Raw genomic sequence first — 18,254 nt, forward strand, 5'->3', positions numbered from 1 at the left:
AATTCATGGCTGTGAAGGTTGCCATTAACGGATTTGGTCGCATCGGTCGCAATGTGGCCCGCGCCATTCTGGAACGCCCCGATTGCGGGCTGGAACTGGTCTCGATCAACGATCTGGCCGATGCCAAGGCCAATGCTCTCCTCTTCAAGCGCGACAGCGTGCATGGCGCCTATCCGGGCACCGTGGAAGTTGACGGCAATGATCTGATCATCGACGGCAAGCGCATTCAGGTGACCGCCGAGAAGGACCCCGCCAATCTGCCGCATGCCGCCAATGGCATCGACATTGCGCTGGAATGCACCGGCTTCTTCACCGACAAGGCCTCGGCGGGTAAGCATCTGACCGCCGGTGCCAAGCGCGTGCTGATCTCGGCGCCTGCCAAGGGCGTGGACAAGACGGTTGTGTTCGGCGTGAACCATCAGGAACTGACCGCAGAACACCTGATCGTGTCGAACGCTTCTTGCACCACCAACTGTCTGGCTCCCTTTGCCAAGGTTCTGCATGAAGCCATTGGCATCGAACGCGGTCTGATGACCACGATCCACAGCTACACCAACGACCAGAAGATCCTTGACCAGATCCACAAGGACCCCCGTCGTGCCCGCGCTGCGGCTCTGAACATGATCCCCACCAGCACCGGTGCGGCTGTGGCTGTGGGCGAAGTGCTGCCCGAACTGAAGGGCAAGCTGGACGGTTCCTCGATCCGCGTCCCGACCCCCAACGTGTCGGTGGTGGACCTGACCTTCACCCCCAAGCGCGACACCACGCTGGAAGAAGTCAACGCGGTGCTCAAGGCTGCTGCCGAAGGCGAACTGAAGGGCGTGTTGGGCTACACCGACGAGCCGCTGGTTTCGATCGACTTCAACCACGATCCGCATAGCTCGACCATCGACAGCCTCGAAACCGCCGTGCTGGAAGGCAAGCTGGTGCGCGTGCTGAGCTGGTACGACAATGAATGGGGCTTCTCCAACCGTATGCTCGACACCGCCGGGCAGATGGCGAAGTTCCTTTAAGGACCAAGCAGGCGGGAGGGGAAACCTTCCCGCCTTTTTTCACACGTAAGACGCTTCGCAAGGTTCGCCTGCGGAAAAAGGGGTATTCATGGCTTTTCGCAAGCTGGATGATTTGGGCGATGTGACCGGTAAGGTCGCTCTGGTCCGTGTGGATTTCAACCTGCCGATGCAGGATGGCGCGGTGACGGAAGACACCCGCGTGCGCGCTGTGGCGCCCACCATTCTGGAACTGGCCGACAAGGGCGCGAAAGTGCTGCTGCTAGCGCATTTTGGCCGTCCCAAGGGCAATCGCGTTCCCGACCAGTCGCTGAGCATGGTGATTGGCGCGGTGGAAAAGGTTCTGGGCCGCGAAGTGATGTTCGTGCCCGAAATCGCCGGTGACATTGTGGCGCAGGCCGTGGGCATTCTTCAGCCCGGCGGCATTGCCTGCCTTGAAAACACCCGCTTCTGGGCTGGTGAGGAAAAGAACGACCCCGAACTGGCCAAGGCGATTGCCGCCAATGGCGATTTCTACGTCAACGACGCTTTCTCCGCCGCGCATCGCGCCCATGCCTCGACCGAAGGTCTGGCCCATCTGCTGCCCGCCTATGCCGGTCGCTCGATGCAGGCTGAACTGGAAGCTCTGGGCAAGGCGCTGGACGCTCCGGAAAAGCCGGTCGCCGCTGTGGTTGGCGGGGCCAAGGTCTCGTCCAAGCTGGATGTTCTGAAGCATCTGGTGACCAAGGTGGATCACCTGATCATCGGCGGCGGCATGGCCAACACCTTCCTCGCCGCCAATGGCGTCGATGTGGGCAAGAGCCTGTGCGAGCATGACCTGACCCCCACCGCGCTGGAAATTCTGGAAGCGGCGGACAAGTCGGGCTGCACCGTGCACCTGCCCTATGAAGTGGTGGTGTCCAAGACGTTTGAAGCCAATCCGCCTTCCTTGCGCACCTGCAATGTGCATGAAGTGGCCGCCGACGAGATGATCCTCGATGTTGGCCCTTCGGCGGTGGAAGCTTTGGCCGATGCGCTCAAGACCTGCAAGACGCTGGTGTGGAATGGCCCGATGGGCGCGTTTGAAACCACGCCGTTTGACGCGGCTACCGTGGCTCTGGCGCGCATTGCCGCGGCGCTGACCAAGGAAGGCTCGCTGGTGTCGGTGGCCGGTGGCGGGGATACCGTTGCTGCGTTGCACCATGCGGGCGTAGCCGCTGATTTCTCCTATATTTCGACGGCAGGCGGTGCCTTCCTCGAATGGATGGAAGGTCGCGAATTGCCGGGCGTCAAGGCGCTCGAAATCTAAGACTTTTTTCACCCGCCCGGTTGCGCTTGCGCTCCGGGCGGGTTATTCGGCCTCTATGTGCATACCTATGCATGGATATGTTGCAGTGCACATGGCGGGCTACTTGCAGACAGGGAAGAGTTATGACCACGAAGGTTGTCCAGAAGATCCTCTCCAACTATGAAACCGACAATGCTGGCGTTAAGGCCAACCTGTATCGCATGCTGATGCAGGGTAAGCTGGGCGGCACGGGCAAGATGATTATCCTGCCGGTCGATCAGGGCCTTGAACATGGTCCGGCGCGCAGCTTCTCGGTCAACCCCGATGCCTATGACCCGCATTACCACTATCAGCTGGCGATCGACGCTGGCCTGAACGCCTATGCGGCGCCTTTGGGCATGCTGGAAGCGGGCGCGGACAAGTTCGCAGGGCAAATCCCCACCATCCTGAAGGTCAACAGCTCGAACAGCTGGGGCACCGCCGCCAATCAGGCGCTGACCGGCAGCGTGGATGATGCGCTGCGTCTGGGCTGCTCGGCGATTGGGTTCACCATCTATCCCGGTTCGGATGATGTCTTTGAAATGATCGAAGAGATCAAGGAACTGCGCAATGAAGCCGCCTCTGTGGGCATTGCCACGGTGATCTGGTCCTATCCGCGCGGTGGCAAGCTGCCCAAGAGCGGCGAGCTGGCTTTGGACGTGGGCGCTTATGCCGCGCATATCGCCGCCCTGATCGGCGCGCATATCATCAAGGTGAAGCTGCCCAGCGCGCATATCGAGCAGGCCGAAGCCAAGCCCTGCTATGAAGGCACTGACTGGTCGGCGCAGTCCGACCGCGTCAAGCATGTCGTGCAGTCCTGCTTTGCCGGTCGCCGTCTGGTGGTCTTCTCGGGCGGTGCGGCCAAGGGTGCCGATGCCGTGTATCAGGACGCCCGCGACATTCGCGATGGCGGCGGCAACGGTTCGATCATCGGCCGCAACACCTTCCAGCGTCCGCGTGACGAAGCGCTGGCCATGCTGGCCAAGCTGGTGAACATTTACAAGGGCAAGGAATAAGCCCTTCGGGTCGCCGGTCCCCGCTAACGCCATCCATGGCGGGGACCGGCGTTTTCCATGATGGAAAATGGCGCTGTTTTCGCGTAAGGCGCAGCCCATGACAGAAGAAACGAATGAAGCCGCCGTGCAGGCGAGTGCCGAAGCTCCGGTTTTTGAACATTACCGCACGCCCACCAAGATCTATCTGATCTCTCCGCTCGATGTGGGTGGCGATTTCCCCGAGCGTCTCGATCGCGCGCTGGCTGCGGGCACCGACAAGCAGCATGGTGCGGTTGCTTTCCAGTTCCGCGTGAAGGATCTGGACGAGCATGCCGCCGCGCGTCTGGCCGAGCCTTTGCAGAAGATCTGCGCCGCGCGGGACGTTAATTTCATCATCAATGACTCGATCAGCCTTGCCAAGCGTCTGGGCGCCGATGGCGTGCATCTGGGGCAGGAAGACGGCGATGCGCGTGAGGCGCGCGACGTGCTGGGTCGCGATGCGCAGATCGGCATTACCTGCCACGGCAGCCGCCATCTGGCGATGGAAGCGGGCGAGGCAGGGGCTGATTACGTGGCCTTTGGCGCGTTCCACCCCACCACCACCAAGCAGGTCGAGCATATGGCCGACCCTGAATTGCTGACCTGGTGGCAGAGCTATTTCGAAATCCCCTGCGTGGCGATTGGTGGCATTACGCCCGCCAATGCCGCGCCTTTGGTGCAGGCCGGTGCAGACTTTCTGGCCGTGTCGGGCGCGATCTGGAACGGTGATGAAGTGGTCAATATGCAGGCCCTGATCGCGGCGATCCGCGCGGCCTGACGCTATAGTTAACTTGCGTGTCAGTAACCCCTTCCAAGGCGCGGGTTGCCGTGCCATCAAGGCGGCATGACTGACACGCAAGCGACTTCTCCCGCCCCCCGTGAATTGACCCTGCGTTCCGTGCTGCTTGGCGCGGCACTGACGGCGGTGTTCACGGCGGCCAATGTGTATCTCGGCCTGAAAATCGGGCTGACCTTTGCCACCTCCATCCCCGCAGCGGTGATTTCCATGGCGGTGCTGCGCCAGTTTTCCGGCGCCACCATTCAGGAAAACAACATCGTGCAAACCATCGCCAGCGCGGCGGGGACGTTGAGCGCGATCATCTTTGTCCTGCCCGGCCTGATCATGATCGGTTGGTGGGTGGACTTTCCCTATTGGCAATCGGTGGCCGTGATCGGCGTCGGCGGCATTCTGGGCGTGATGTATTCGGTGCCCCTGCGCCGCGCTTTGGTAACCGGCAGCGATCTGCCCTATCCCGAAGGCGTGGCGGCGGCCGAAGTGCTCAAAGTGGGCGCGGGCCTGGGCGGCGAGGAAGAGAACCGCAAGGGTCTAGCCGCGATTGTGGCTGGTTCGGCGGCTTCGGTCGGTTATACTTTGCTGGCCAAGTTGGGGCTGGTGGCAGAAGAGGCTGCCAAGGTTTTCCGCGTGGGCGCTGGCGCTTCGGGCGTTTCCACCAGCTTTAGTCTGGCACTGATCGGCGTGGGCCATCTGGTGGGGTTGACCGTGGGGCTGGCGATGCTGGCGGGGATGCTGATTAGCTGGGTGGTGCTGGTGCCGCATTTCACCGTGGGTGGTCCGCCGGTGGGCACCGAATTGGCCAGTTTCGTGTCCGGCGTGTTCCGGCAGAAAGTGCGCTTCATCGGCGCGGGCACGATTGGCGTGGCGGCGGTCTATACTTTGCTGAGGGTGATCGGCCCGATTGTGCGCGGCATTGCGGGCGCTCTTGCGGCGCAGCGGGCGCGCAAGGCGGGGCAGGGGGCGGCCCTTGCCCTGACCGAGCAGGACCTGCCAATCGGTCTGGTGGGTATGGTGATCGCCGCCTCGATGGTGCCAATTGGTTTCCTGCTGGCCGGTTTTGCCCAAGGCGGGCCGATCGAGCAGAATTTCTGGCCGGTGCTGCTCTGCACCATCGCCTATGTGCTGGTGATCGGCGTGGTGATCGCTTCGGTCTGTGGCTATATGGCGGGGCTGATCGGCGCGTCGAACAGTCCGGTGTCGGGCACGGGCATTCTGTCGGCTTTGGGCATTGCGCTGCTTTTGGCGGTGCTGTTTGGCCGCAATCTGGCGCCGGAGGCCACGCGGGCCTTGGTGGCCTTTGCGCTTTTTGTCACCGCTCTGATCTTTGGCGTGGCGACCATTTCCAATGACAATTTGCAGGATTTGAAAACCGGCGAGTTGATCGGCGCGACCCCTTGGCGTCAGCAAGTGGCCCTGGTGCTGGGCGTGGTGTTCGGCGCTTTGGTGATCCCGCCAATCCTCAGTCTGCTCAACAGCACTTTCGGTTTTCAGGGTGCAGCAGGCGCTGGGCCGGAAGCCTTGGCCGCCCCGCAGGCCGCGCTGATTTCGGCCATTGCGCAAGGCGTGCTGGGCGGTGGGCTGGATTGGGGGCTGATCGGGCTGGGGGCAGGCATTGGCGTTGTGGCCATTATTGTGGACGAGGTTCTGCGCGCCACCAAGAAGGGCGCCTTGCCGCCGCTGGCCTTGGGCATGGGCATTTATCTGCCCATGGCGCTGACTTTGCTGATCCCTGTGGGGGCGATCATTGGTTGGTTCTATGACCGCTGGGCGCATAAGGCCAAGGACCCCGCGCTGGCCGAGCGTCTGGGTGTTCTGGCGGCCACGGGCCTGATCGCGGGCGAGAGCCTGTTTGGCGTGGTGTTCGCCGGTATCGCTGCCGCGCGCAACAGCCCGACGCCGCTGGAAGTGGTGGAGGGCTTCCCCTTGGCGCTGCCGCTGGGGATGGCTTTGTTCGCCGGTTTGATTGGCTGGCTGTATAGCCGGACCAAGAAGGCGGGCACGCTTTGATCTAAAAAGGGCGCTGGAACCAACCGGCGCCCTTTTTGTTGGTCACCCGTTGTTGTTCAAAACCTTGCGGATGCAGCGCAGATTGCTCTCGCCGCCATCGCGGGTCAGTTTGCGCAGGTAATTCTCGCTCACGCGCTTATACTTTTCGCCCTTTTTCGGGCCAGTGGTCATCACAATCTCGTCGCCCGTGGCCAGATAGGTGCCACGGCCCGCAGACGTGCTATAGATAGAGCCTTGCCGGATGGTGAAATCCTCCTGAGGCTGGGCAATGCCCGCCGTGGTCAGCGCGTGACCGGGCAGTTCGCAAGTATAATCCCCGCGCCTTAAGGTAAAAGCTGGCCCCTCTGGCCCCGCCAGTGCCGGATTGACACCGGCCACCAGCAAAAGCATGCAGCAGCATGATTGCCAGAACGTGTTTGGCGCGCTAAGGCCCGGCGATTGCGCGCAGTCACGTTTATTGCCGCGCTCATTATTTTCGCTCTTTCGCATCAAAGGTTGTGTCCCATGAAGATCAGCGGCGTCGAAATCCGCCCCGGCAACATTCTCGAATATGAAGGTGGTATCTGGAAGGTCGCCAAGACCCAGCATACGCAGCCCGGCAAAGGCGGCGCCTTCATGCAGGTGGAAATGAAGAACCTGATCGACGGGCGCAAGACCAATGTGCGTTTCCGCAGTGCCGATACGGTGGAGAAAGTCCGTCTCGACACCAAGGATTTCCAGTTCCTCTATGCCGAGGGCGAAAGCCTGGTGTTCATGGACGTGGAAAATTACGACCAGATCAATCTGCCCACCGATCTGCTGGGCGATGCGGCGGCCTTCTTGCAGGACGGCATGACGGCCGTGCTGGAAATGTATGACGAACGCCCGATCAGCGTGCAGCTGCCCGAACAGGTCGAAGCCACTATCGTGGAAGCCGATGCCGTGGTGAAGGGCCAGACCGCCTCTTCGTCCTACAAGCCCGCCGTGCTGGACAATGGCGTGCGCATTCTGGTTCCGCCGCATATCGCCAGCGGCACCCGCATCGTGGTGAACGTTTACGAACGCACCTACGTCGGCAAGGCGGACTGAGCGCTTTATGGCCATTTCCGGTATGATTCGCGTGATGGAGCGCGCCGCCCGCAAGGCTGGTCAGCGCCTCCGTCGCGATTTTGGCGAGGTGGAGCACCTTCAGGTGAGCCGCAAGGGCACGGCTGATTTCGTCAGCCGCGCCGACCAGCAATCCGAACGCACCATTTGGGAAGAGCTGCGCGCAGCCCGTCCCGATTGGGGCTTTGTGCTGGAGGAAGGCGGGATCATCGAAGGCGATCCCACCAAGCCGCGTTGGATCGTCGATCCTTTGGACGGCACCACCAACTTCCTGCACGGCATCCCGCATTTCGCGATCTCGATCGCGGCGCAGGAGCCCAAGCTGGACGGTTCGGGTTGGGGCGAGGTGACTGCTGCGCTGGTTTATCAGCCGATCACCGATGAAAGCTTCTGGGCCGAAAAGGCGCGTGGCGCTTGGTTGCATGACCGCCGCCTGCGCGTGTCGGGCCGCCGCCATCTGGACGAGAGCCTGATTGCCACCGGCATTCCCTTTGCCGGTCACGGCGACACCGCCGAATGGCAGAAGATCTATAACGCGCTGGCCCCGCAGGTGGCGGGCATCCGTCGCTTTGGCGCGGCGGCGCTGGATCTGGCCTGGGTGGCTGCCGGTCGCTACGAAGGCTTCTGGGAAAGCAATCTGAAGCCTTGGGATACGGCTGCGGGCTGTCTGTTGGTGCGTGAGGCCGGTGGCTTTGTGTCCAACTGGCGCGGCCAGTCGCTGCCCATTTGTGATGAAGAAGTGCTGGCGGGTAATGACGCCTTGCACTCGCGCCTGCATAAACTTTTGGCGGGTGCGCTTAAAAACGATTGACCTTCGTTTCAACACTCACTAGGTGGGCACTCCGCAGTGACCACCTGGTGTGGTGAAAGCGATGGAAGTGCCCCCGTGGCGGAATGGTAGACGCGACCGACTCAAAATCGGTTGTCGAGAGATGTGCCCGTTCGAGTCGGGCCGGGGGCACCATTCCCTGACAAATATGAAATGACGCAAGCGCGCTTTCCAGACGGGAGGTGCGCTTTTTGCATTTCGGCTCAGCCGGTGCTGCTGACCTTTTGTCTGACAACTGCAAATGCAAACGATGTAAATAGGCAGTTGTTTGTCGGAATTTGTGGTGTTTTTACTTCACCTTGTAAAGTTGGCCTCGGCTTTGCAGTATTTACTTGCAGTTCAAGTAAAAGGCTGCTTATTTCCCGCCTGCGACCCGGAGGGCTTACACTTAGTGTGGTTCTCTTACTGCCCACCCTGGGGATTACCTAGGGTGGGCTTTTTACTTATAGATCAATCATAGTTAAAGTAAATCAATGATTTGCTAAGGTGTCACGCCCGTTTAGCATTTAACTATCCAAAAAGCCTGCAAAATTGCCTGCTGCGGGAAAGCCGGTCCTTTTGTAAAATTTACCGACATTTTACCCCTGCGCTTTAAGGCTTGGTCAAGACCGGTGTTTTGCCGGTCAACCATATCCGGGCACAGGCATGATCCGCGTTTTCAAACATTACATTCCCCATTCGGTGCTGTTGCTGGGATTGTTCGATCTGGCGCTGCTGGTGCTGGCGGGTGATTTCGCATGGCGTTTGCGGGCTGAGCAACTCAACCTCGTGTCGGGTGCGCTGGATGCGCGACTGGGCATGTTGTTGTCCTATGCGGGCATGATGCTGGCCACGATGATCGGTGTGGGCGTCTATGGGGCAGAGGCTCTGCGTTCGGTGCGCTTTGCCTCATCGCGGTTACTGGTGGCGATTTCGCTGGGTATCATGGCGATTATTGGCGTGCATTCGCTGATCGGTGGCCAAGCCTTTTGGCGATCGACGCTATTTTACGCGATGCTGGCCACCATGGCGCTGCTGATTCTCAACCGGCTGATTGTCGGCGGCATTCTGGGCACTTCGGCGTTTCGCCGCCGCGTGCTGGTGCTGGGCGCGGGGGACCGTGCCGATCGGTTGCGCGCCTTGGGCGACAGGGCGGAAAGCGGCTTTGCCATCGTCGGCTATGTGGCGATGACCGACAATGCCGCTGTGGTGGAGGAAGCCATTCCGCGCAGCGCGATCCATAATCTTAAGCGCCACGTTGAAAATCTGGGCGTTTCCGAAGTGGTGCTGGCCTTGGAAGAGCGCCGCAATGCGCTGCCGCTCAAGGACCTGTTGCGGATCAAGACCGCTGGTGTTCACGTCAATGACTTCTCCAGCTTTGTCGAGCGCGAGACGGGCCGTGTCGATCTGGGCACGGTAAACCCCAGCTGGTTCATCTTCTCGGACGGTTTTTCCTCTGGCCGCGCCTTTTCCAGCGGTGCCAAGCGGATTTTCGACGTGGTGGTCAGCCTGTTGCTGCTGACCTTGACCGCGCCGATCATCGTGCTTTTCGCCATCATTGTGAAGATCGACAGCCGTGGTCCCGCTTTCTACCGTCAGACCCGCGTCGGCCTTTACGGACAGAACTTCGACGTGATCAAATTGCGGTCCATGCGCACGGATGCGGAGGTCAATGGCGCGCAATATGCCACCGAAAACGACCCCCGCGTGACCCGCGTCGGCAATTTCATCCGCAAGCTGCGCATTGATGAATTGCCGCAGGCGTGGACGGTGCTGAAAGGCGAGATGAGCTTTGTCGGCCCGCGCCCCGAGCGCCCCGAATTCGTGGCCGATCTGGAGGAAAAGCTCTCCTATTATTCCGAACGCCATATGGTGAAGCCGGGCATCACCGGTTGGGCGCAGGTCAATTATCCCTATGGTGCCTCAATGGAGGATAGCCGTAACAAGCTGGAATATGACCTCTATTACGTGAAAAATTACACGCCTTTCCTAGATGTGCTGATCATCCTGCAAACTCTGCGGGTCATTTTGTGGCACGAGGGGGCCCGCTGATCATGCATCCCGCCATGGAGGCATGGCCGGAAGTGACCAGCGCCACCCATCTGGCCGGAGCCTGTGCGGCGATCACGGTGGCGGTCAGCCTGCTTGGCCAACCGGAGCGCTTCTGCGGGGCAGGGCGCAAGCTGGCGCTGGCTTTGGCCTGTACGGGGCTGTGGAGCCTGTCCGTGGCGGCGCAGGGGGCGTGGGGCATGGCGGCGCAGGCTATGCTGGGGCTGCGTAACCTGTCCTATCTGTTGGCGCTGTATCACATGTTCGCCAGTGATGGGCGACACCGGCAGGTGGCGCAGGTGGTGCCGGTTCTGGCCTCGCTGGTGCTGGTGGATGTGTTGGGGCCTTTGGCGCATATTTTGGAAATGCGGCTTGATCCGGCCAGTATGACCAAGGATGCGACCTATCGGCTGCATATCCTTATCGCCATGCTGGGCGTGGTGGGTTCGCTGGTGCTGGTGCATAATCTTTATGCCAGCGCGTCGAACAGCGCGCGGCAGATCCTGCGCTGGCCCGCCGCCGGATTGGCGGTGATCTGGGGCTTTGATCTCAATCTTTATACCGTGGCCTATCTGGCCAAAAGCTGGCCGGGGGAATTGGCCGCGCTGCATGGGCTGGCGGTGTTGGGCTTGGCGGGCATTTTGGCGCTGGGCGCGTCGCGGAGGCGCGAATTGCTGGCGATACGCCCATCGCGCACGGTAACATTCCAGTCTTTGTCGCTGTTGGTCATTGGTGCCTATTTCGTGGCCATGCTGGGGGTGGCGCAATGGCTGGCGCTGGCGGGGGGCGAATGGGCGCGCTGGTGGGAATTCGGATTTCTGATCGTGGCCATTTCCGGTGCCAGCCTGATGCTGCCTTCGCGGCGGCTGCGGGCGTGGTTGCGGGTGAAGTTGTCGAAACATCTGTTCCAGCATCGCTATGACTATCGGCAGGAATGGCTGCGTTTTGTGCAGACCATTGCGCGCAATGGCGCCGATGCCGCGCCTTTGGAAAAGCGCGCCATTCAGGCCATGGCCGACATGACCGACAGCCCCTCCGGCTTGCTACTGACGCCCGATGATCAGGGCGATCTGGTGTTGGCGGCGCGGTGGGAATGGGGCGCGCTGGATGTGCCTTCGCCCGCACTGGGCGGGGAAGCGTCCGCTTTTCTGACCGCACAGGATCACATCATCGAACTGGATGTTTTGCGCCAAGGCGACCGCGGCATCAAAGGCGAGGGGGCGATCGTTCCGGCATGGTTGCTGCAGGAGGGCCGCGCATGGGCTTTGGTGCCTTTGCAGCATTTCGGGCGCTTGGTGGGTGTGGTGGTGCTGACGCGTCCGCCGCATGATCGGCCCTTGGATTGGGAAGACTTTGATCTGCTGCGCGTGGTGGGCCAGCAAATCGCCACCTATCTAGCCGAGCATCAGGGCCAGACCGCCTTGGCCGAGGCGGCGCAATTTGATGAATTCCACCGCCGCATCGCCTTTGTGATGCATGATATCAAAAACCTTGCCAGCCAGTTTTCGCTTTTGGCCCGAAACGCCGAAAGACATTCGGAAAATCCGGCGTTCCGCGCCGATATGCTGGTGACGTTGCGTACATCGGCGGAAAGGCTGAACCATCTGGTCGCGCGCCTGTCGCGTTATGGGGGGACGGTGGAAAGGCTGGAGCCTGTCGCGCTGCCCGATCTGGCGCAGGAGGTGGCCAAGGCTTTCCCGCCCGCTAAGGTGCAGGTTGTGGCGCCCGAGGACTGCGTCGTTCTGGGCCACCGCCATGCTTTGGAGCAGGTCCTGCGCCATTTGCTGCAGAACGGCGTGGAGGCCAGTGCGGCAGAGGCCAGCGTCTTGCTCTCCATTTCCCGCGATGGCGCACAGGCGCGGGTGGAGGTGATCGATTCGGGTCATGGCATGTCGGCGCAATTCATCCGTAACCGCCTGTTCCGCCCGTTTGATTCGACCAAGAGCGGCGGCTTTGGCCTTGGCGCCTATGAAGCGCGCGAATTGGTGCGCGCGATGCAGGGGCGCATGGCTGTGGAAAGCCGCGAAGGGCTGGGCACGCGTTTCATCATCCATTTGCCGCTGGCGCAGAGGCCAGCGGATTCCATCATCGAGAAAGTAGCCTGATATGGCGCAAAACCTGCCCAAACTTCTGGTGGTAGAGGACGATCCCGGCCTGCAGGCCCAGTTGAAATGGGCCTATGACGATTTCGAGGTGGTGATCGCGGGGGACCGTCCCAGCGCTTTGGCCGCACTGGAACTGCATCAACCGGCGGTGGTGACATTAGACCTTGGTCTTCCGCCCGATGCCGATGGCACCAGCGAGGGCTTCGCCGTGCTGGACGCGATTATGGCGAGCAGGCCGGACACGAAAGTCGTGGTCGCATCTGGCCATGGTGCCCGCGAATCCGCTTTGCAGGCGATCGCGCGCGGGGCCTATGATTTTTACCAGAAGCCGCTGGATATTGACGAGATCGCGCTGATTGTGCGGCGCGCCTATCAATTGCATCGGATCGAGGCGGAAAACCGCCAACTGGCCTCGCGTTTGGGCGGAGAGCAGCGCGTGCTGGGCCAGATCATCACCGGCGCGCCCGAAATGCTGCAAGTGGCGCGGCAGGTGGAGCGGGTGGCGGCGACCAAGGCTTCGGTCATGCTGCTGGGGGCCAGTGGCACGGGCAAGGAATTGCTGGCGCGCGGGCTGCATCAGGCCAGCGGGCGACAGGGTGCCTTTGTGGCGATCAATTGCGCGGCCATTCCGGAAAACCTGCTGGAATCCGAGCTTTTCGGCCATGAAAAGGGCGCGTTCACCGGTGCGGTCAAAACCACCGAGGGCAAGATCGAGCAGGCTCATTGCGGCACTTTGTTTTTGGACGAAGTGGGCGATATTCCGCTGGCGCTGCAGGTCAAATTGCTGCGTTTCCTGCAAGAGCGCGTGATTGAGCGCATCGGCGGGCGGCGGGCGATAGCGGTGGACACGCGTATCGTTTGCGCCACGCATCAAAATCTGGAAGCGATGATGGGCGAAGGCCGCTTCCGCGAGGACCTCTGGTATCGCTTGGCCGAGATTGTGGTGAAAATCCCCACCTTGGCGCAGAGGGCAGGTGATGCCGTGCTGCTGGCTCGCGTGTTTCTGGCGCGGTTTGCGCAGGAGATGAACCCGCAGGTCAAGGGCTTTGCGCCGGACGCTCTGGCCGCGCTGGACGCGTGGGGGTGGCCGGGCAATGTGCGCGAATTGGAAAACCGTGTGAAGCGGGCGGTGATCATGGCCGATGGGCGTTTGATCCATGCGGCCGATCTGGATCTAGCCAATGTGGTTGGTGAGGAAACGGTCTCGCTCAATCTGAAAGCGGCGCGTGAACAGGCCGACCGGGTAGTGATCCGTCAGGCCTTGGCGCGCAGCGAGGGCAACATTTCCTCGGCGGCCAAATTGCTGGGTATCAGCCGGCCCACTTTGTATGATTTGCTGAAACAATATGCGATGCAGGCCTGAGGCCAAACGCATTCGCCCAATTGAAAAGGGCGGCCCGCGAAGGCCGCCCTTTCCTCTCCCTTTTTTCTTCCGAAGCCCGTTTTGCACGGCCAGCCTATCCGGACAATCCCCAAATTCAGCGACTGGCCGCTCTTGTCACACTTCCTGTCGTATCGTTGCAATATAACCACACTGGCACAATGGCGTGAGGGACATTGACAGGGCTGTCATCTGGTCAATCGCAAATTAGTCCGACAATTCCTCCGACTTTTTGCCACGAATCGAAGCCCATAGCGCCGCGCCAATCAGAACCGCGCCAATCAAACCGGTCACCGATTCGGGAATTTCCACCAGAGCCGATGCCAGCATGATTCCCGCCAGCGCGATGATCGCCCAGAAAGCGCCATGTTCAAGGAAGGCATATTCGCTCAACGTCCCTTGCTCCACCAACAGCACGGTGAGCGAACGCACAAAGATCGCGCCGATGGATAGGCCGAGCGCAATCACGATCATGTTGTTCGACAGGGCAAAAGCGCCAATCACGCCATCAAGGCTGAAGGAGGAATCGAGCACGTTGAGATAGAGAAATCCGCCAAGGCCCGAACGGACTGCCGTTCCCGCCAAAGCGCGGGCGGCCTCGCGGCTTTCCAGATAATGGCCCAAAGCCTCCACCGCGATGAAGGTGACAATGCCAGCAATGCCCGAAACCAGCAGCGTATAGGCTTCCTCCTGAGGCAACCAGCGGCCAATACCCACCAGAGCCAGCAGCAACAGCGCCACTTCGCCCGCTTTGATTGAACCCACCAGTTTTAACCGCACTTCCAGCCAATGCAGCCAATGGGTTTCCTTGTCCGGATCGATAAAGAAGCCAAGCCCCACCATCGCCAGAAAGGCCCCGCCAAAGCCCGCGATGGGGATATGGGCGTGGATCATGATCGCTTCATATTCGGCCGGATGCTGCAGCGAAAGGCGCACCGCCTCCACCGGACCCAGCCCCGCCGTCAGCCCTACAATCAACAGCGGGAAAGCCACGCGCGTGCCGAATACCGCAATCAACATGCCCCAGGTCAGGAAGCGTTTGCGCCAGATCTCGTCCATTTCCTTCAACACCGCGGCATTGACCACCGCATTGTCAAAGGAGAGCGAAACCTCCAGCACCGCCAGCACCAGCACCACCCATAGCATGCTGCCTGTGGCGGCCAAAGATCCGGTATCGCTCCAGCCATAGGCAGCGGCCAGAGCAAGGCAGATGGCCGAAAAGATCAGCGAGCCGCTGAAATGTTTGAAGAAGGTAGCCATTATTTGGGAGCCTTGGGCTGATAGGTCTGTTCCACGCCGGGGAAGCTGCGCTCTCGCACCTCGGCGGCGTAACGTGCGGCGGCGCCCGAAATGGTGGTGGCAATATCCTCGTAACGCTTCACAAAACGGGGCACGCGCTCGAACATGCCCAGCATGTCCTCGGTCACCAGCACTTGCCCGTCGCATTGCGCCGAACCGCCAATGCCGATCACGGGGCAGGGCACAGCTTGGGTCACGGCCACGGCCAAAGGTTCGATCACGCCTTCGACCACGATGGAAAAGGCACCCGCATCGGACAAGGCCTTGGCGTCATCAATGATCTTGGCCGCTTCGGCCTCGCTGCGCCCGCGCGCGCCATAGCCGCCTAATACATTGACCGCCTGCGGCGTCAGGCCAATATGCCCCATCACCGGAATACCGCGCTGGATCAGGAAGTTGACGGTTTCGGCCATCGCCACCCCGCCTTCCAGCTTCACGCCCGCACAGCCGGTTTCCTTCAACAGGCGGGCTGCGCTTTCAAAGGCTTGCTGGGGCGATTGTTCATAGGTGCCAAAGGGCATGTCGACGATCACCGCTGCATGCCACGATCCGCGCACCACCGCCGCGCCATGGGCCACCATCATATCCAGCGTGACCGGCACGGAAGAAGGCAGGCCATAAATCACCTGCCCCAGCGAATCCCCCACCAACAGCAGGTCGCAATGGGCATCAAGCAATTGCGCCTGCCGCGCGGTATAGGCGGTCAGCATCACCACCGGTTCGGCGGTAACACCGTCCACTTTACGCTGGCGGATGGCGGGGATGGTCAACCGGCGCATGGGCGCGGGGGTGGGGTTGGCTCGGCTCGTGGCCGTGTCGATCTGAAAGGTGCTGGACATGGCACGCCTTCTAGTCCCAGTCTGGGGCGGGGGAAAGCGCCTAGAGCGAAATCCCTTCTGACTGCGTCATCCGGGGCGCTCTAGGTTTCTGTTATGCCGCGATTTCCGAGTCACCGGATGATTTCAGCCGGTTCGAAATCGCTCCGGAATGCGTAAAACTGGGGAACTACGCGAATCCGCCCCTTGCGAATGTTGCGCGTTCGGTTAACTTTCTTGCCCATTGCTCTTAATGAGTTCAGGGGAACTGCATGTTCGGTCGCGTAAAGCCGTTAGACGCCATATTGGCCACGGCTGAGAAAAAATCATTGCACCGCTCGCTCGGCGCTTTCCAGCTAACCATGCTGGGCGTGGGCGCGGTGATCGGTACGGGTATCTTCGTTTTGACGGCCGAAGCCGCGCAAAAGGCAGGTCCCGGCATGTTGATCAGCTTCATCATTGCGGGCTTTGTCTGCGCGGTGGCGGCGCTTTGCTATGCCGAAATGGCCAGCATGGTACCGGTGTCGGGCTCGGCCTACACCTATTCCTATGCGGTGATGGGTGAATTGGTCGCATGGATGGTCGGTTGGGCGCTCATTCTGGAATATGCGGTGGCCGCGGGCGCGGTCAGCGTGGGTTGGTCAGGCTATGTGGTCGGCTTGATCGAGAACGCGTTCCATATCGACATCCCCGACATGCTGGTGCGTGGCCCCTATGATGGCGGCATGGTCAATCTGCCCGCCATGTTGATCGCCGGTCTGGTGACCTGGTTGCTGGTGATCGGCACCAAGGAAAGCGCCACGGTCAATGCGGTGCTGGTGGCGATCAAAATTACGGCGCTGACGCTGTTTGTGATCCTGTCGGTTCCCGTGATGAAGATGGAGCATTTCGAACCTTTCGCGCCCATGGGCTTTGCCGGTATCGGCGGCGCGGCAGCTTCGATCTTCTTTGCCTATGTGGGCTTTGACGCGGTTTCCACCGCAGCCGAAGAAACCAAGAACCCCCAGCGCAACATGCCGATCGGCCTGATCGGCAGCCTGGCGATCTGCACCGTGTTCTATCTGCTGGTGTCTTCGGGCGTGATCGGTTCGGTGGGCGCACAGCCGGTGATGGACGCTGCCGGTAAGGCTTTCGAACCGGGCAGCCGCGAATTGTCGCATGCCTGTTCGGCGATCAATGATCAGGCGGTGGTCTGCTCGAAGGAAGCTTTGGCATGGACGCTGCGCCAAATCGGTTGGCCGCAGATCGGCAATCTGGTCGGCCTTGCTGCCGGTCTGGCGCTGCCTTCGGTGATCTTGATGATGATGTTCGGCCAGACCCGCATCTTCTTTGTGATGAGCCGCGATGGCCTGCTGCCCGAAGCTTTCTCGCGCATTCACCCCAAGTATAACACGCCGCATTTCATCACCATTCTGACCGGTGTGTTCGTGGCCCTGTTCTCGGCCTTCTTCCCGGTGGGTCTGCTGGCCAATATTTCGAACTCCGGCACGCTTTTCGCTTTTGCCGCCGTGTCGGTTGCCGTGATGGTCATTCGCAAGAAAGACCCCACCCGCCACCGCCCGTTCCGCACTCCGGCGCTGTTCCTGACGGCGCCGTTGTCGTTTCTGGGCTGCGCCTATCTCTTCTACAGCCTTGATGTGAAGAGCCAGATGCTGTTCGCGATCTGGGGTGCTATCGGTCTGGTGGTTTATTACAGCTACAGCCGCAGCCGCTCTTATGTGGGCCGTGGCATTATCGACGTGCATGAAGATGACGCCGGTGCGCCCGATCTGCCCGTTCCGCCCCTGCCGGGTATGGAATAAGGTTATCGTGCCTTGAATCAGAAAGGGCGGCCTTTGCGGGCCGCCCTTTTCGTTTGGGGATGTTACACCGCTTCCAGCGCATAGCCCGCCGAGCGGACCGTGCGTACCGGATCGGGCGCGCCTTCCAGCTCGATACCTTTACGTAGGCGGCGGATATGCACGTCCACGGTGCGCAATTCGATATCGCTATCGGTGCCCCATACCGCATCCAGCAATTGCCCGCGCGAAAACACGCGGCCCGGATGCTCCATAAAGAATTTGAGCAGGCGGAATTCGGTCGGGCCCAGCGCCAGAATGCTGCCGCGGCGCGTCACCTTATGCGCAGTGGCATCCATGGTCAGGTCGCCCACGGTAATCGATTCGCCCGCCAGAGCAGGGCGAATGCGGCGCATGATCGCCGATACGCGGGCGATCAATTCACGCGGCGAGAAAGGCTTGGTTAGATAATCATCCGCGCCGGTTTCCAGCCCGCGGATCATGTCATCTTCGGCCCCGCGCGCGGTCAGCATGACGATGGGAACATGGGCGGTGGCCTTGTCGCGGCGCAGACGGCGGCAAACCTCGATCCCGCTGGTGCCCTCGATCATCCAGTCCAGAATGACCAGATCAGGCGCTTCTTCGGACGCCCAGAGCAAGGCTTCATCGCCATCGGGCGTGACGCGCACATCGTAATTTTCAGCCTTGAACCGGAATTCCAGCAGTTCGGCCAGCGCCGGATCATCCTCGACCAGCAATAGGCGGGGTTGTTTCATGGCA

The 18,254-nt window shown here is 60.9% G+C and carries 15 protein-coding genes and 1 tRNA gene; 12 read left to right on the forward strand and 4 right to left on the reverse strand.

Translation table 11 applies throughout. The features are described 5' to 3' along the window. Positions 1 to 5 precede the first annotated feature (5 nt). The 5 genes from gap (at position 6) to EOE18_RS04695 (ending at position 6,153) form a co-directional block, all read left to right on the forward strand. Complete coding sequence (gap, locus tag EOE18_RS04675; protein WP_127706755.1) at positions 6 to 1,013, forward strand: type I glyceraldehyde-3-phosphate dehydrogenase; 1,008 nt, start codon at positions 6 to 8, stop codon at positions 1,011 to 1,013. 88 nt (positions 1,014 to 1,101) lie between these two features. Continuing rightward, positions 1,102 to 2,298: a phosphoglycerate kinase gene (locus tag EOE18_RS04680; RefSeq protein WP_127706757.1), complete on the forward strand. Its 1,197-nt coding sequence runs from the start codon at positions 1,102 to 1,104 to the stop codon at positions 2,296 to 2,298. Positions 2,299 to 2,420: 122 nt separating this feature from the next. Beyond that, positions 2,421 to 3,332, forward strand: a complete 912-nt coding sequence (locus tag EOE18_RS04685; protein WP_127706759.1) for a class I fructose-bisphosphate aldolase — start codon at positions 2,421 to 2,423, stop codon at positions 3,330 to 3,332. 97 nt (positions 3,333 to 3,429) lie between these two features. Beyond that, a complete protein-coding gene (gene thiE, locus EOE18_RS04690; protein WP_127706761.1) occupies positions 3,430 to 4,128 on the forward strand; it encodes a thiamine phosphate synthase in 699 nt (232 codons plus the stop codon). 66 nt (positions 4,129 to 4,194) lie between these two features. Further along, on the forward strand, positions 4,195 to 6,153 hold the full coding sequence (locus EOE18_RS04695; protein ID WP_127706763.1) for an OPT family oligopeptide transporter: 1,959 nt from the start codon (positions 4,195 to 4,197) through the stop codon (positions 6,151 to 6,153). 42 nt (positions 6,154 to 6,195) lie between these two features. Here the strand turns inward: EOE18_RS04695 and EOE18_RS04700 are convergent, their stop codons facing one another. Next, the gene (locus EOE18_RS04700) at positions 6,196 to 6,543 is read right to left on the reverse strand and encodes a hypothetical protein (RefSeq protein WP_127706765.1); all 348 of its coding nucleotides are present in this window, start codon (positions 6,541 to 6,543) and stop codon (positions 6,196 to 6,198) included. 114 nt (positions 6,544 to 6,657) lie between these two features. Between EOE18_RS04700 and efp the strand changes: the two genes are divergently transcribed. The 6 genes from efp (at position 6,658) to prsR (ending at position 13,564) form a co-directional block, all read left to right on the forward strand. Beyond that, positions 6,658 to 7,221 carry an elongation factor P gene (efp, locus tag EOE18_RS04705; protein WP_127706767.1) on the forward strand — a complete coding sequence of 188 codons (564 nt, stop codon included), beginning with the start codon at positions 6,658 to 6,660 and terminating at the stop codon, positions 7,219 to 7,221. 7 nt (positions 7,222 to 7,228) lie between these two features. Beyond that, on the forward strand, positions 7,229 to 8,050 hold the full coding sequence (locus tag EOE18_RS04710; RefSeq protein ID WP_127706769.1) for an inositol monophosphatase family protein: 822 nt from the start codon (positions 7,229 to 7,231) through the stop codon (positions 8,048 to 8,050). A 69-nt stretch (positions 8,051 to 8,119) separates the two neighbouring features. Next, positions 8,120 to 8,203, forward strand: a tRNA-Leu gene (locus EOE18_RS04715). Between the two features lie 510 nt (positions 8,204 to 8,713). Further along, positions 8,714 to 10,099 (forward strand): TIGR03013 family XrtA/PEP-CTERM system glycosyltransferase, encoded by a 1,386-nt coding sequence (locus EOE18_RS04720; RefSeq protein WP_127706771.1) that lies wholly within the window; start codon positions 8,714 to 8,716, stop codon positions 10,097 to 10,099. 2 nt (positions 10,100 to 10,101) lie between these two features. Next, complete coding sequence (prsK, locus tag EOE18_RS04725; RefSeq protein WP_127706773.1) at positions 10,102 to 12,201, forward strand: XrtA/PEP-CTERM system histidine kinase PrsK; 2,100 nt, start codon at positions 10,102 to 10,104, stop codon at positions 12,199 to 12,201. 1 nt (position 12,202) lies between these two features. Continuing rightward, a complete protein-coding gene (gene prsR, locus EOE18_RS04730; protein ID WP_127706775.1) occupies positions 12,203 to 13,564 on the forward strand; it encodes a PEP-CTERM-box response regulator transcription factor in 1,362 nt (453 codons plus the stop codon). A 225-nt stretch (positions 13,565 to 13,789) separates the two neighbouring features. On the opposite strand, the gene EOE18_RS04735 is transcribed toward prsR, so the two are convergent. Together EOE18_RS04735 and panB are read right to left on the reverse strand one after the other, a co-directional pair. Continuing rightward, positions 13,790 to 14,842: a DUF475 domain-containing protein gene (locus tag EOE18_RS04735; protein WP_127706777.1), complete on the reverse strand. Its 1,053-nt coding sequence runs from the start codon at positions 14,840 to 14,842 to the stop codon at positions 13,790 to 13,792. After that, positions 14,842 to 15,720: a 3-methyl-2-oxobutanoate hydroxymethyltransferase gene (panB, locus tag EOE18_RS04740; protein WP_127706779.1), complete on the reverse strand. Its 879-nt coding sequence runs from the start codon at positions 15,718 to 15,720 to the stop codon at positions 14,842 to 14,844. Before panB ends, EOE18_RS04735 begins: the two co-directional genes overlap by 1 nt. A 248-nt stretch (positions 15,721 to 15,968) precedes the next feature. Here panB and EOE18_RS04745 point away from each other — a divergent pair, with 248 nt between their 5' ends. Continuing rightward, a complete protein-coding gene (locus EOE18_RS04745; protein ID WP_127706781.1) occupies positions 15,969 to 17,498 on the forward strand; it encodes an amino acid permease in 1,530 nt (509 codons plus the stop codon). Positions 17,499 to 17,560: 62 nt separating this feature from the next. Here EOE18_RS04745 and phoB read toward each other — a convergent pair whose 3' ends face one another. Continuing rightward, entirely contained in the window at positions 17,561 to 18,250 is a 690-nt protein-coding gene (phoB, locus tag EOE18_RS04750) for a phosphate regulon transcriptional regulator PhoB (RefSeq protein WP_127706783.1), read from the reverse strand. Positions 18,251 to 18,254: the final 4 nt, after the last annotated feature.

The organism is Novosphingobium umbonatum (genome assembly GCF_004005905.1).
GTDB classification, from domain to species: Bacteria; Pseudomonadota; Alphaproteobacteria; order Sphingomonadales; family Sphingomonadaceae; genus Novosphingobium; species Novosphingobium umbonatum.